Here is a 14,297-nt window from a genome sequence, read left to right on the forward strand (position 1 = left end):
CCATCACATCAAAAACTGAAAATTTTATCGCCTCTTGATGGAACTTTTTCCGCAGAGGGAGATTGTCATGAGGTTAATTAGAAATTTTTACTACGATGGGACGCTATGATTACCACGAGCGAAACTGAACGCTATCCCCGGATAGCACTCATATCGACACATGGCTACGTAGCCGCACAACCGCCTCTCGGCGCAGCAGATACCGGCGGACAGGTCGTTTATGTCCTCGAACTTGCCAAGAAATTGGGCCAGCTCGGATATACCGTCGATCTCTATACCCGCCAGTTCGAGGACCAGCCTGAGTTTGACGAGGTGGACGACCGCGTGCGCGTCGTGCGCATTCCCTGCGGCGGCAAGGATTTCATTCCTAAGGAATATCTCCACCGCCATCTGATGGAATGGTGCGAGAACGCCTTGCGGTTCATCAAGAAGAACAATCTCAACTACTCCTTCATCAACAGCCACTACTGGGATGCCGGTGTCGCCGGACAACGCCTGTCCGAAGCGCTGAAAGTGCCGCATCTGCACACGCCACACTCCATCGGCATCTGGAAAAAGCGCCAGATGGAAACGGATTATCCTGAGAAGGCCGATACGTTCGAGCTGGAGTTCAACTTCAAGGAACGCATTCAGCACGAGTTGATCATTTACCGCAGCTGCGACATGGTCATCGCGACGACTCCAGTGCAGCTGGACGTGCTGATCGAGGACTACGGCCTCAAGCGCAAGCACATCCACATGATCCCGCCGGGTTATGACGATAACCGCTTCTTCCCCGTGTCGGAAGGCTCCCGCCAGATGCTGCGCCAGCGCTTCGGCTTCGAGGGCAAAACGGTGCTTGCGTTGGGGCGTCTGGCCACCAACAAAGGCTACGATCTCTTGATCGACGGCTTCTCGGTTCTGGCCGAGCGCGAGCCGGAAGCGCGCCTGCATCTCGCCGTCGGTGGCGAGAACATGGATGAGCAGGAAACGACGATCCTCAACCAGTTGAAGGACCGGGTGAAAGCCCTGAAGCTCGGGGACAAGGTCGTCTTCTCTGGTTACGTGGCCGATGAAGACCTGCCGGATATCTACCGTGCGGCTGACCTTTTCGTGCTCTCCAGCCGATACGAGCCCTTCGGCATGACCGCTATCGAAGCGATGGCCAGCGGCACGCCGACTGTCGTCACCATTCACGGCGGCCTGTTCCGAGCCGTCAGCTATGGCCGTCATGCACTGTTTGCCGATCCGTTCGACAAGGAAGATCTCGGCATCACCATGATGAAGCCGTTCAAGCATGAGCGGCTCTATGGTCGCCTGTCGCGCATGGGCGCCCACAAGGCCCGCAGCCTGTTCACATGGACCGGCATTGCCCAGCAGCTTCTGGCCGTCGTTGAAGGACGTCCGATGATGCCTGTGTTGGAAGAGTCCGATTGGGCCGAACCATGGAATGATGGCGATTGAAACAGGTTCGCCTCTTTTCCACCGATCTGGATGGAACCGTCGTCGGCGATGACGCCGCGACGGCCCGTTTTCGTGACTTCTGGCAGTCGCTGCCAGAGGAAAGCCGCCCCCTGCTGGTGCTTAACAGTGGGCGCCTTCTGGATGACCAGTTCGAATTGATGGACGCCGTGCCGCTGCCGACACCCGACTACGTCATCGGCGGCGTAGGCACCATGCTGTCCTGCCGTGACCAGCCCTCACTGCGACAGGCCTATAGCGCCTCGCTCGGCAAGGCCTTCGACACGGCAAAAATCACCGCGCTGGTATCGGGTATACCCGGCATTAGTATCCAGCCGGAACGTTACCAGCATGGCATGAAATCGAGCTGGTACCTGCACGATGCCTCGTCGGACGACATTGAAGGCATCGAGACCTTACTTCGCAACGATGGTATCGACGCCCGCATAGTCTATTCAAGCAATCGTGATCTCGACATTCTGCCAAGCGCTGCCGACAAGGGTGCGGCGCTGACATGGCTTTGCGACCACCTGGACATCGGTCTGGATGAAGTGGTCGTGGCAGGCGATACGGACAACGACCGCGCCATGTTCGAACTCCCTGGCGTGCGGGGCATTACGCCTGCAAATGCGCTGCCTGAACTGAAGGCTCTGGCGCAGGGTCGGGACACCATCTATAGTGCTACCCAAGCAGAAGCCGATGGGATCATTTCCGGGTTGAAGCACTGGCTGTCATTATAAAGCCATCTGTTTCGTTCACAGGTGATGTCTGCTTAACATCAAAAATGCGTGTGCGCCGAGTGCCTACGCATTGACCTAGGTCCGCGACATCAGGACAATTAAGCGAATCATTCAATACTGGTGCCAGCTGCAGCATATCGCGGCTGGCTTATACATTAGGTATATCGTATATTAAACATCCATAACAAGGACGCCCGGAACTTTGAACATTATCACCCGACTTGCAACTGATGTCTGCCTGATGCTGCGCCGCCCACCGCGCCAGCAATATGCAGCGCTTTGCTATCGTCGCAAAAAGAAGACGAACGAGCTGGAAGTCCTGCTGCTGACCAGCCGGGACACTGGACGCTGGGTCATTCCCAAGGGCTGGCCTATGAATGGCAAGAAAGCCCACGCCGTTGCAGCGCAGGAGGCTTTCGAGGAAGCTGGGGTGCGCGGCGATGTCGATAAAAATCATTTCGGATTTTTCGATTACGAAAAAAAGCTGCGCAACGGCGTGAAGGTCATGTGCCGCGTGCAGGTGCATCTGCTCGAGGTGACCGATCTGGTCAAGAATTTTCCCGAGCGGGAAAGTCGCAGGCTGGAATGGGTCACCCCGCAGGAAGCATCGTTGCGCGTCAACGAGCCTGAACTGAAGGAACTTTTCCTTTCTTTCGGCAAGCAAATGGCGCAAACACAACAGCAGCCGGTTCAAAAAGCCGTAAACCTGTAATCCCCACAAAACACCGCTCCTGCGCCTGCAAACGCGGTAACAGCCGCGATTGAAAGCAGACCTGATGGCGCAACCTCCGTCCAACCGCATGAAGCCGACGCTGGACAAGGATCTGGATAAGCTCACGCGCGTGGAGGAAGCTACGTTTCACATTACCGACCGCCTGTCGGCACCGGCTGCGGGTCTGCTTTTCCTCATCGTCACCGCCATCTTCGCCAGCGCCTATGTCGTCGGCAAGCCGGGCGGCATGATCGTGGTAGCCGCTGCCATTCTCGGCGCTTATATGGCCCTCAACATCGGGGCGAAGGACGTCGCCAACAATGTCGGCCCGGCTGTCGGCGCAAAGGCTATTCCCCTGACCGCGGCGTTGGTCCTCGCTGCCATATGCGAAGTCTCAGGCGCACTGATCACCGGCGGCAATGTGGTGGAAACCATCTCGCGCGGCATCATCAGCGTCGATACCATTCCAGACAAGGCCATTTTCGCCTGGGCCATGCTGGCGGCGCTGATCACGGCGGGCCTGTTGGTCAACCTGTCCAACCTCGTAAAAGCCCCCATCTCCACCACGCACACCATTGTCGGCGGTGTTGCAGGTGCGGGAACGGCGGCCTATGGTTTTGGTGCGGTCGACTGGTTTTCGCTGTCGAAGATCGCACTGGCATGGATGACGACGCCCTTCATCAGTGCCTTCTTCGCGGTCGTCTTCCTCGCCTTCATCAAGGAAAAGATCATCTACCGCGACGACAAGATCGCGGCGGCGCGGCTGTGGGTTCCGGTCCTGATCGGCGTCATGAGCGGGGTTTTCACCGCCTATCTCATCTGGGTCGGCCTGCACAATGTGGTGACGGTTTCCATGGGCACGGCAAGCCTTTTGGGCCTTGCCGTCGGGCTTCTCGGCTGGCGGCTCAGCGTGCCGCTCATCCGCCGCCAGTCCGAAGGGCTGGAAAATCGCAACCAATCTCTGCGCAGGCTGTTTCAATGGCCCCTGATTTTCGCGGCGGCGATGATGTCCTTTGCGCATGGTGCCAATGACGTGTCCAACGCCATCGGCCCCGTGGTCGCCATCGTGCGCGCCATGCAGGGCCAGGTTGTCGGCGATACCGCGCGCGCACCGGAATGGGTGATGCTGATCGGCGCCTTCGGCCTGTCCTGCGGCATTCTGCTGTTCGGCCCCCGTCTCATCCGGCTGGTGGGTGAGCAGATCACAAAGCTCAATCCCATGCGCGCCTTTTGCGTGTCGGTGTCCACCGCACTCACCGTGCTGGTCGCTTCACGCCTTGGCCTGCCCGTCAGCACCACCCACACGGCCATCGGCGCCGTCTTCGGGGTCGGCTTTTTCCGTGAATGGTATACCCAGCGTTCCCGCAGCCGCCTGGAAGCCGCACGACAGGACGAGGGCGATGCGCGCCAGACCGGCGGGGATGACGACAATGAGAACTCGTCTGAAGTGCGCCGCCGTTATCTGGTGCGACGGTCTCACTTCATGACGATCGTTGCCGCATGGGTTATTACCGTTCCCACCAGCGCGACATTGGCGGCAGGGCTTTATGGAATCCTGTATCTGCTGTTTGCGTAACGATTGACATAGAAGAGAAACATGCGCGCCAATTTTCGAATGCAGCGGCTTTTCGTCACCCACGTCCTTGTGATGAACGGCGCGGTGGAGGCCGATAGCGATCAGTTCAACTATCTCGCCAACGTGCTGCGGATGACCGATGGTGCCGACATATTGCTGTTCAACGGGCGTGATGGCGAATGGAAGGCAACGCTGTCCTATCCCACCCGCAAGAAAATTCTGCTGACACCGAGTGAGCAAACGCGGGCACAGCCGCAGAAGCCTGACCTTCACTACCTCTTTGCACCCTTGAAAACAGGTCGCATGGATTATCTGGTGCAAAAGGCTGTGGAAATGGGTGCAGGCGTCCTGCAACCTGTGATGACCCAGCATGTGCAGGGAAAAATCACCAATCTGGACAAGCTACGCGCCAATGTGACCGAGGCCGCCGAGCAATGTGGCATTCTGGCCGTTCCCGATGTGGAAGAACCGGTCAAGCTGAGAGACTTGCTGGAGACATGGTCTGCCACCCGCCGCATCATCTATTGCGATGAAGGCGACGAAGGCCAGAACCCGCTGCCCATTCTAGGTCGCATCACTGAAAAGCAGATTGCCCTTCTGGTTGGGCCGGAAGGCGGTTTTTCCGAGGAGGAACGGGGCATGCTGCGCAACCATCCCTCGGTCACGCCCATTCCGCTGGGCCCACGCATTCTGCGGGCGGATACCGCAGCGGTTGCGGCGCTCGCGGTCATTCAGGCCACGCTTGGCGACTGGAAATAGAGCTTGATCGGACACGGCAACGGCACAAAATAAATCTGCTGTACCATGCTTGAAAGAAATTCATTTGCGCGCGGCCCTGCCGCGCCCTATCAGCGAATTCAAAGCCTCAAAGGCACCATCGACCACAAGGTAATTTCATGGCCCGCGATACCACCGACCAGACACCCATTTCCTCCGCACAGGAATTGACAGACTATCTGGCGGAGGGTTGCAAACCGGTGGAGAAGTTCCGCATCGGGACGGAGCACGAGAAGTTCGCCTTCTTCAAGGGCGACAACACGCCTGTTCCCTATTTCGGCGATGCCAGCATTTCCGCTTTGCTCAAGGGCATGCAGGACAAGCTCGGCTGGGAACCGATCATCGATGAGGGCAACATCATCGGTCTTGGCGAGCCCAATGGCATGGGTGCCATTTCCATCGAGCCCGGCGGCCAGTTCGAGCTCTCAGGCGCGCCGCTGGGAACGCTGCACGAGACCTGCAAGGAATCCAACCGGCATCTGGCAATGCTGCGCGAGATTGCCGAGCCAATGGGGATCCGCTTCCTCGGTATCGGCGGAAGCCCGCTGTGGACGCTCGATGAAACCCCGCAGATGCCGAAATCCCGCTACGCCATCATGACCCGCTACATGCCCAAGGTCGGCACGCAGGGTCTGGATATGATGTACCGCACTTGCACCATTCAGGTTAACCTCGATTTTTCGTCGGAAGACGATATGCGCCGCAAGATGCGCGTGTCGATGAAGCTGCAATCGCTCGCCACCGCGCTGTTTGCCTCCTCCCCCTTCACCGAGGGCAAGCCTAACGGGCTCCTGTCCTGGCGCGGCGATATCTGGCGTGACACCGACAACCGCCGCTCCGGCGTGCTGCCCTTCACCTTCGATGCGGATTTCGGGTTCCGCCATTATGTCGAATGGGCCCTGGACGCGCCGATGTATTTCATCGTTCGCGATGGCAAATACCGCGACTGTACCGACATCACCTTCCGCCAGTTCATGGCTGGCGCGTTGAAGGGCCAGATTGCCGAATGGCAGCCCAATCTGGGTGACTGGACCAACCATCTATCAACGCTGTTCCCCGATGTGCGCCTAAAGCGCTTTCTGGAAATGCGCGGTGCCGATGGCGGCCCATGGCGCCGCATCTGTGCGCTGCCTGCCTTCTGGGTCGGCCTGCTCTATGACGATGCGGCCTTGACCGCCGCCGATGAATTGACCGCAAACTGGACCGTGGAAGACGTCATCGCCATGCGCGATACCGTGCCTGCACAGGGATTGAAGGCGAAAGTGGCGGGCCACGACCTGCTCGACATCGCCCGTGAGACGATGTCCATCTCCCGCACGGGCCTGCAGAACCGCAAGCGCCTGAACGACGACGGGCAGGACGAGAGCGTCTTCCTCAACCCGCTGGACGAGGTTCTGGCCAAGAAGACGACGATGGCGGAAGATCTGCTGGCGCTCTACAACGGTCGCTGGAATGGCTCGGTGCTGCCGGTGTTCGAGGAATATCAGTACTAACATCGAGACGTAAAAAAGCCCGGTGCGGCTTGGGGCCGAACACCGGGCAAAAGGCAGGGCTAATTGGCAATCACCCTGCGGGGAAACTGATTGGCAGATGGCGACTACAAAGCGCGCGCCGCTGCCATTCTGGCGCAACGTGCAAGCTGAGTCGTGGGGTCATCCATGAGGCCGGTGTCCAGCGCGTTCTTGAGCTCACCCCGCGTCAGACCAATATCCGCGAGTTGATGGTCATCCATCTCGAGAAGACGATTGGCCTGCACGCGATTGCCAATGCGGCGCAGAAACGTCACGAAACCTTTCACCGCGCCCATCGTCGCTGCCTCGAAGGAGGTAGCCCGTGGTGCGAGAAAACCCAGTTCCATTTTCCGTTCTGCCGTGCGCATGACACTATCCCTTCATTCAGGCACGATGAGGCACCGCTTTCACACCCATGCATGAAAGCCGCCAGTTCGGTCATCGGCGGATGACCATTTGGTTATTTGCTGTTCCGAGCGTCAAAATGTCGCAAGACCATTGATCAGTCCAACGAATGTTTCTAATGTCACGCATCAATCATTCTTATGGATGGCCCGCCATGTCCGCACCACTCGACATCGATCAGTTGCATACCTTCATCGCCATCGTCGACACGGGAAGCTTTACCAAAGCGGCAGACCGGGTCTTCAAGACGCAGTCTGCGGTCTCCATGCAGATGCGACGGCTGGAGGAGCGGCTGGGCAAGCAGCTTTTCGCCAAGGACGGGCGCGGCAACCGGCTGACGGCAGAGGGCGAAAAGCTGATGCATTATGCCCGCCGCATCATCCGCCTCAACAATGAAGCGGTCGCCGCCTTCGATGACAACCGGCTGGAAGGCACGCTGCGCATCGGCACGCCGGATGATTATGCGGACCGCTACATGCCCGAGATCATCGGTCGTTTCGCCAAGACCCATCCGAATGTCGAGCTCTATATCGTCTGCGAGCCATCGGTCAGCCTTGCGGAAAAGATGGGTCGTGGCGAACTCGATATCGCACTGGTGACACATAATCCCCGCGCCCGCGCCTCCGATATCGTCCGCACGGAGCCTCTCTGCTGGGTGGCCTCCGCCAACCATCCACTGCGCGACGATGTGCCCGTACCGCTTGCGGTGGGACGGCGCGATTGCCAGTGGCGTCAACTGGCCGCCTCTGCGCTCGATGCAGATGGACGCGATTATCAGGTTCTGTTCACGAGCTGGTCGTCCACCGTCATCGCCGCTGCCGTTCTGGCGGGCATGGCGGTTTCGGTCCTGCCGGAATCGACCCTTCGAACCGGCATGAAGGTGCTGACATCGGCAGACGGCTTCCCACCCTTGCCGCCGGTGCAGATCGGTTTGATGAAGCGCCCCGGCCTGTCGCCGTCGCTCATCAACGCCATCACCGACCACATCACCGCCTGCCTGGACAACATCTCGCTGGCATCACCACCGGATGAGTTGGATGAGGATATCAAACAGTTTCCGAAACTGGCGCGGGTGAGGACGGGACAGTTGGCGCCGGGGTGGTGATGGGTGTTTGGTCGCTAGACAATAGGTGACGGTGGGTGGGGCTACCCCCCTCTGTCCTGCCGGACATCTCCCCCTCAGGTGGGGAGATCGGCAAAACGCATGCTCACCGCTCCATCAGCAGCCTTCAAGATGGGCGAGAGCTCTCAACGAGTCTATCTCCCCCCTTGAGGGGGAGATGTCCGGCAGGACAGAGGGGGGTGAACCACACCCACCGCCCCATCCATCCCCGACCACCGATCACCCCTCACCCGATCACCCCAAATTCTTCCGAAAGAAATCCACCGTCCGGCCCCACGCTAGGTCCGCAGCCTTCTTGTCATACCGCGCACTGGACGTATCATTGTTGAAAGCGTGGTTGACGCCGTCGTAGACGAAGATTTCAAACGTCTTGCCATTGGTTTCCAGCGCCTTGCGATAGGCGTCGATCCCAGCATTGATGCGCTCGTCCAGACCGGCATAGTGCAAAAGCAGGGGCGCCTTGATGGCGGGGACGTCTTCTGCCGGGGGCTGGGCGCCGTAATAGGCGACACCGGCATTGAGGCTTTCCGACTTGGTGGCGAGGCGGTTGACGAGACCGCCGCCCCAGCAGAAGCCAACAGCGCCGACCTTGCTATTGGCACCTTCACGCTTGGATAACCAAACGCGCGTGGCCTCCGCGTCGGCAACGGTGGCCGCCATATCCAGACCACTGAACATTTCACGTGCCTTGTCTTCGTCGGCTGGCGTGCCGCCCTGCGGCGACAGGAAATCAGGCGCAAGCGCTATAAAACCGTCCAGAGCCATCCGGCGTGCGACATCGCGAATATGCGCGTTGAGCCCGCGGTTTTCGTGGATGACGATGACGGAGCCGAGCGGCGCAGAAGCGTTTTTAGGCGTGACGAGATAACCTTTCATCTCACCCTTTGCGCCGGGATAGGTGACATTTTCCGCCGTCAGGCGTTCATCTGTTTCGGGCACGATGGCCGCTTGGGCACCGCTTGCGGCCAGCATCGGCGCGATAACGGCGGCAGCAGCCCCGGAGCCTGCCAGCAGTGACAGCTTTTCCATGAATTTGCGGCGGTCGAGGCTGAGATGGGTGTATTCGTCATAGGCATCGATCATTGCCTGCGTAATCTTCGGCTTATCGGTCATCATCTTCTCCCATGTGAACGGCCATGGGCGAGACTAGCTGAAACGAAAGCAAAGGGATGCAGGGCTTTGGGATCGGCGAAACAATTTTTCGCGATCCCAAAGCACGCGCTGAGACCTACTCCAGTGCCAACCAGACGATCATCCAGCCCCACATCAGGATCAGCGACGCGAGGCTGATGGCGAAGGCAGGCGCGCGGTAACGCAGGCGGTTGCTGGTGACGTGAACGTAGGAATGCGCATAACGCCCCGCCACGAAAATCCATGCCAGAATGATGGTGGCGATATTGTCGGCATCGGTGATGTAGAGCAGCAGGCACACCGCATGAAACAACATCGGCATTTCGAACTGGTTGGCGAGGTTCTTGTTGACCAGCTTGCTCTGCTCGGACTCCTCACCCGCGTCGCGAAAACGCTGGATGGCTTCGCGGCTGGTGAAGGTGAATTTCTTACGGCGCAGGAAAAGCAGCACGTAGAGACCGAAAACCAGGAAAGCGTGGGCAATCATGGGCCAGAACATCGCGGTCGTCGGTGACATCGTCTCTTCCTTTCAGCAAAACGCTCCCCGAACCAGTCTGTTCGGAGAGCGTGTATCTTTTGGCATGTTCCGTATCTGGACGAAAGATCAAACAGCGCCGGGGTAATTCGGGCTTTCGCGGGTGATCGTTACGTCATGGGCGTGGCTTTCGCGCAGGCCTGCACCGGAGATGCGCACGAAGGTGGCGCGCTCTTGGAAGTCCTTGATCGTGCTGCCGCCGACATAACCCATGGCTGCCTTCAGGCCGCCTGCCAGTTGGTGCAGAACGCCTGCAACCGGACCCTTGTAGGGAACCTGGCCTTCGATGCCTTCAGGAACCAGCTTCAGCGTATCGCGCACTTCCGCCTGGAAGTAACGGTCTGCCGAACCGCGCGCCATGGCGCCAACAGAACCCATACCGCGATAGGCCTTGAAGGAGCGGCCCTGATAGAGGAACACTTCGCCCGGGCTTTCATCCGTGCCTGCCAGCAACGAGCCGATCATGACGGCGGATGCACCGGCGGCAATGGCCTTGGCCAGATCGCCCGAGAACTTGATGCCGCCATCGGCGATAACGGGAATATCCGCTGCCTGTGCTGCCTCGACCGCCGACATGATGGCGGCAAGCTGTGGAACGCCAACGCCTGCGACGATGCGCGTGGTGCAGATCGAGCCTGGGCCGATACCGACCTTCACGCCATCCGCGCCCGCATCGATCAGTGCCTTCGTGCCGTCCGCTGTTGCGACGTTACCGGCGATGATGCGAACCGAATTCGACATCTTCTTGACCTGCGTTACGGCATCGAGAACGCGCTGCGAATGGCCATGGGCCGTATCGACCACCAGAAGGTCGACACCGGCTGCAATCAGGCGTTCTGCGCGCTCGATGGCATCGGCACCCACGCTGATGGCGGCAGCCGCGCGAAGGCGTCCCTGCGCGTCCTTGGTCGCGTTGGGGTTCAGCTGCGACTTTTCGATATCCTTGACAGTGATAAGGCCAACGCAATTGCCAGCCGCATCGACAACCACCAGCTTTTCAATGCGGTGCTTATGCAAAAGGCGGCGGGCTTCCTGCTGATCGACGCTGCTTTCCTTGACCGTCACGAGGTTTTCGCGGGTCATCAGCTCGTAGATTTTCTGGGCAGGGTCGGAGGCAAAACGCACGTCACGGTTGGTGAGGATGCCGACGAGGCGTCCCGATTTGTGACCACCGGAACCGCCATTTTCAACGACGGGAATACCGGAAATGCTGTAAGTCTTCATCAGCGCCTGCGCTTCGGCAAGCGTGGCATCGGGGCCGATGGTGACAGGGTTGACGACCATGCCGCTTTCGAACTTCTTGACCTGACGCACTTCCTCGGCCTGCTCGACGGGGGTGAGGTTGCGGTGAATGACGCCGATGCCACCCGCCTGCGCCATGGCGATTGCGAGGCGACCTTCTGTCACCGTGTCCATGGCGGAAGAGAGGATCGGCAGGTTCAGATCGATATCGCGGGCGATGCGCGTGGCGATATTCGTCTGGCCGGGCATGACTTCGGAGTGCCCTGGCTGAAGCAGCACATCGTCGAACGTCAGGGCGTCAAGACCGGTTGGGGTTTGGATAATACGTGCCATGGCCAAATTCCTGTTTTGAAAATGCATAGCCGTTCCGGAACGATACGTTCACCCCGGCGGCCCTTGCAAAGGATTGCTTGGAAGTTGGCGAGGGCTCGTAACACGTTCATGACAGGAAGGGAACAGAAAAAACCCGGACGCATAATCCGGGTTCTCGCTGTTGCTGCGTTGCAGCAGATATCAGATGTCGAACTGATAGGATTTGGGTACGAAACGGTAACCGACATCCTGCTTTTCCGCGTAACCGACCGCCGGGAATGGCATGTGATAGCCCAGGAACGGCAGGCGATCCGTGGCGATCATGTCGAACACCTTCTTGCGGCTGGCAGCGGCTGCTGCCTTGTCCATGTCGAACTTCACTTCCCATTCCGGGCGCTGAAGCGAAAGGACGAAGTGGTTAGCCGTATCGGCGGTCAGCACCAGTTGCTTGCCTTCCGACTCGACACGGAAGATCATGTGGCCCGGCGAGTGACCGAAGGCCGCAACGCTGGTGATGCCAGGCACGACGGTTGCGCCATCGCCGATGAAAGTTGCCTTTTCCGCCAGCGGCTTGACGTTGGCCAGTACACCCTTCTGGCCGCCTTCCGCAGGTGTGCCCACCCGCTTGGCATCCGTCCAGAAATCATACTCGACTTGGCCCATGACGTATCTGGCCTTCGGAAACGCCGGAGTGCCCTTTTCCATCAGCCCGCCAATATGGTCGCCGTGCATATGTGTGAGTACGACCACGGTCACGTCTTCCGGCTTGTAACCGGCGGCAGCCAGACCTTCCAGCAGACGCCCGTTGCCAGCCTCGCGACCGCTTTCGCCAAAGCCCGTATCGAACAGCACGAGGTCGGAACCGGTGTTGATCAGCGCAGGCGAGAAGCTGTTGACGAACTGGTCCTTGGGCAGGAAATTCTTTTCCAGCAGTTCGCCTACCGCATCGGCGCTCTGGTTGGTGCCGAAGGTCTCGTTGGGCTTGCCGGAAGGCCGCGCGCCGTCCTTCACGACGAGAATTTCAAAGTTTCCGAGTTTGAAGCGGTTTGTTTCTGGTGGCATGGCGTGATCGACCTTCATGGAAGTTTGTGGCTGGGTTGCCTGTGCAAATGCGGTGCCGCGCAGCAGAAAGGGTGCCGCAAGGGCGCCAAGCCCTGCGGTGGCGAAGAGGCCACGCCTGTTCATCTTTAAAAAATTGCTCATGAAACCCTCCAATATATTATTAGCGATGCTCAACGCACTATCACCCGTAAAGTGCCGAGAATGTGTAGAAAAAAGCGGCCTCACACAGACGTGATGGAAAGCTGAATATTGCGTAATGTTTAGTTGGCAAAGGCGAAACATGGGCGTAGGTAGGGCTTATCAATGTCTCAGGATGCGGCCAGCCGCAATCGATCCATGAACCGCATCATTCCGCTGATCCTCGCCGTCGCTCTCTTCATGGAGCAAATGGACTCGACCGTCATCGCGACGTCGCTTCCAGCGATTGCTGCCGACCTTCATGTCGGGCCGATCACGCTCAAGCTCGCACTGACCGCCTACATGGTGGCGCTGGCCATCTTCATTCCCATCAGCGGCTGGATGGCGGATAAATACGGCGCCAAGAAAATCTTCCGCATCGCCATCGCCATCTTCGTCGTCGGCTCCATCTGCTGTGCGATATCCTCCTCTGTGGTCGAGTTCGTCGTGTCGCGCTTCCTGCAGGGCATGGGCGGCGCCATGATGACGCCGGTCGGCAGGCTGGTGCTGTTGCGCACCACAAAGCGTAGCGATCTGGTCTCTGCCATGGCGCTGTTGACGATACCTGGCCTCGTCGGGCCCCTCACCGGCCCGCCCATCGGCGGCTTCATCACCACCTATTTTTCCTGGCACTGGATTTTCCTCATCAACGTGCCCATCGGCGTCATCGGCATCTGGCTGGCGACCATCTTCCTGCCGGAAATCGAGACGACCAGCCCACCGCCAATGGATACCAAGGGCTTCATCTTGTCGGGCATCGCTGCATCGGGCGTCGTCTTCGGCGTGTCCGTCGTCAGCCTGCCCGCACTGCCTCCATGGATCGGCATAGCGGCGACGTTGATCGGTTTCATCTGCGGCTTCCTGTATGTCCGGCACGCCAAGGGGCATCCGTCGCCCATCCTCGACTTCCGTATTTTCCGCAACGCAACGTTCCGCGCGGCTTCCGTCAGCGGAACGATCTTTCGCATTTCGACCGGTGCCATCCCGTTCCTGATGCCGCTGATGTTGCAGATCGGGTTCGGGCTAAACCCGTTCCAGTCGGGCATGATCACCTTTGCGGGCGCCATCGGTGCCATCACCACCAAGTTCATGGCGCGGCGGGTGTTTGCAGCAACCGGTTTCAAGACCATTTTGATCGGCGCGGGCATCGTCGGAGCCTTCACGACGCTGGCCAACTCCTTCTTTACCCAGCAGACCCCCTACCCGCTGATCATGATCTTTCTGGTCACGGCAGGTTTCGCGCGCTCGTTTTTCTTCACCGGAACGAACGCGCTCAGCTATTCGGATATCGACGATTCACAGGCGAGCCAGGCGACATCCATGGCGTCGGTCCTGCAACAGATCAGCCTCGCGCTCGGCGTCGCCTTTGCCGCCACCATCCTCGAAGTCAGCAGCTATATCTCAGGGTCGCATCTGCAACTCGCAGACTTCCATATGGCTTTCATGATCGTGGCCGTCGTATCGCTTGTCGCCATCGCGCCGCTGATCGCCATGGACCGAAGCGCCGGTGCCGCCGTCTCTGGCCACCGGGGCAAGGCCTCGCCAGCGGAATAG

General features: G+C 59.1%; 13 protein-coding genes. 8 read left to right on the forward strand and 5 right to left on the reverse strand.

Annotated features, from left to right (window positions below; translation table 11 throughout):
- The first annotated feature begins 105 nt into the window (after positions 1-105).
- The 6 genes from QRN55_RS13040 to QRN55_RS13065 all read left to right on the forward strand — a co-directional run bounded on the left by QRN55_RS13040 (position 106) and on the right by QRN55_RS13065 (position 6,738).
- Entirely contained in the window at positions 106-1,443 is a 1,338-nt protein-coding gene (locus tag QRN55_RS13040; RefSeq protein WP_284777002.1) for a glycosyltransferase family 4 protein, read from the forward strand.
- A complete protein-coding gene (locus tag QRN55_RS13045) occupies positions 1,440-2,180 on the forward strand; it encodes an HAD-IIB family hydrolase (protein ID WP_284777003.1) in 741 nt (246 codons plus the stop codon). Before QRN55_RS13040 ends, QRN55_RS13045 begins: the two co-directional genes overlap by 4 nt.
- Positions 2,181-2,382: 202 nt before the next feature.
- On the forward strand, positions 2,383-2,892 hold the full coding sequence (locus tag QRN55_RS13050) for an NUDIX hydrolase (protein WP_284777004.1): 510 nt from the start codon (positions 2,383-2,385) through the stop codon (positions 2,890-2,892).
- A 64-nt stretch (positions 2,893-2,956) separates the two neighbouring features.
- Positions 2,957-4,468 (forward strand): inorganic phosphate transporter, encoded by a 1,512-nt coding sequence (locus QRN55_RS13055; RefSeq protein ID WP_502871316.1) that lies wholly within the window; start codon positions 2,957-2,959, stop codon positions 4,466-4,468.
- A gap of 21 nt (positions 4,469-4,489) precedes the next feature.
- Entirely contained in the window at positions 4,490-5,227 is a 738-nt protein-coding gene (locus QRN55_RS13060; protein WP_284777005.1) for a 16S rRNA (uracil(1498)-N(3))-methyltransferase, read from the forward strand.
- A gap of 137 nt (positions 5,228-5,364) precedes the next feature.
- Positions 5,365-6,738: a glutamate--cysteine ligase gene (locus tag QRN55_RS13065; protein WP_284777006.1), complete on the forward strand. Its 1,374-nt coding sequence runs from the start codon at positions 5,365-5,367 to the stop codon at positions 6,736-6,738.
- 104 nt (positions 6,739-6,842) lie between these two features.
- Here QRN55_RS13065 and QRN55_RS13070 read toward each other — a convergent pair whose 3' ends face one another.
- Complete coding sequence (locus tag QRN55_RS13070; protein WP_111840912.1) at positions 6,843-7,124, reverse strand: DUF1127 domain-containing protein; 282 nt, start codon at positions 7,122-7,124, stop codon at positions 6,843-6,845.
- 191 nt (positions 7,125-7,315) lie between these two features.
- Here QRN55_RS13070 and QRN55_RS13075 point away from each other — a divergent pair, with 191 nt between their 5' ends.
- A complete protein-coding gene (locus QRN55_RS13075; RefSeq protein WP_111840988.1) occupies positions 7,316-8,266 on the forward strand; it encodes a LysR substrate-binding domain-containing protein in 951 nt (316 codons plus the stop codon).
- 252 nt (positions 8,267-8,518) lie between these two features.
- On the opposite strand, the gene QRN55_RS13080 is transcribed toward QRN55_RS13075, so the two are convergent.
- From QRN55_RS13080 to QRN55_RS13095, 4 genes are all read right to left on the reverse strand, one after another.
- On the reverse strand, positions 8,519-9,397 hold the full coding sequence (locus QRN55_RS13080) for a dienelactone hydrolase family protein (protein WP_284777007.1): 879 nt from the start codon (positions 9,395-9,397) through the stop codon (positions 8,519-8,521).
- Between the two features lie 115 nt (positions 9,398-9,512).
- Entirely contained in the window at positions 9,513-9,932 is a 420-nt protein-coding gene (locus QRN55_RS13085; protein ID WP_111840910.1) for an MAPEG family protein, read from the reverse strand.
- A gap of 87 nt (positions 9,933-10,019) precedes the next feature.
- Positions 10,020-11,525: an IMP dehydrogenase gene (gene guaB, locus QRN55_RS13090; RefSeq protein WP_284777008.1), complete on the reverse strand. Its 1,506-nt coding sequence runs from the start codon at positions 11,523-11,525 to the stop codon at positions 10,020-10,022.
- Between the two features lie 180 nt (positions 11,526-11,705).
- Entirely contained in the window at positions 11,706-12,689 is a 984-nt protein-coding gene (locus QRN55_RS13095; RefSeq protein ID WP_502871325.1) for an MBL fold metallo-hydrolase, read from the reverse strand.
- Between the two features lie 213 nt (positions 12,690-12,902).
- On the opposite strand from QRN55_RS13095, the gene QRN55_RS13100 reads away from it, so the two are divergent.
- Positions 12,903-14,297, forward strand: coding sequence for an MFS transporter (locus tag QRN55_RS13100; protein WP_111840985.1), 1,395 nt, complete (start codon positions 12,903-12,905; stop codon positions 14,295-14,297).

The organism is Agrobacterium sp. lyk4-40-TYG-31, from assembly GCF_030209855.1.
Taxonomy (GTDB): domain Bacteria; phylum Pseudomonadota; class Alphaproteobacteria; order Rhizobiales; family Rhizobiaceae; genus Agrobacterium; species Agrobacterium vaccinii.